The following is a 302-nucleotide window of genomic DNA, read 5'->3' as shown; positions in this document are numbered from 1 at the left end:
ACCGCGCCGTGCTTGGGCTTCGCCGCGGCCGTCAGGTAGGCTCGGGGCCACTTTCTGTAACGCTATAAGCCGAGCCATGACCCGTCTGCTGCGCTACACCCTGCTCCTCGTCATCCTCGCCGCCGTCCTGTTCGGTGTGCTGCTGTTCAGCCTGACCTGGCGCCCCGATGCCCGCGAAACCCTGCCGGTCAGTTGCAGCACTACCGCGCCGACGCTGGTGCCGGGGCAAGCACTGAAAGTCATGACCTGGAACGTGCAGTTCCTCGCCGGCAAGCGCTACGTATTCTGGAATGACCTGGCTC

Annotated in this window: 1 protein-coding gene; it reads right to left on the bottom strand. The window is 64.9% G+C overall.

Annotated features, from left to right (window positions below):
• Positions 1-31: 31 nt before the first annotated feature.
• Positions 32-302: hypothetical protein (locus tag AAEY83_RS13835; RefSeq protein ID WP_351059691.1), on the bottom strand; the 271-nt coding region annotated here is incomplete at its 5' end.

Source organism: Psychrobacter sp. TB20-MNA-CIBAN-0197, assembly GCF_040309765.1.
Classification (GTDB): domain Bacteria; phylum Pseudomonadota; class Gammaproteobacteria; order Pseudomonadales; family Moraxellaceae; genus Psychrobacter; species Psychrobacter submarinus.
The sequence above is the reverse complement of the archived record's forward strand: the minus strand, read 5'-3'. Positions and strand labels throughout refer to the sequence as shown.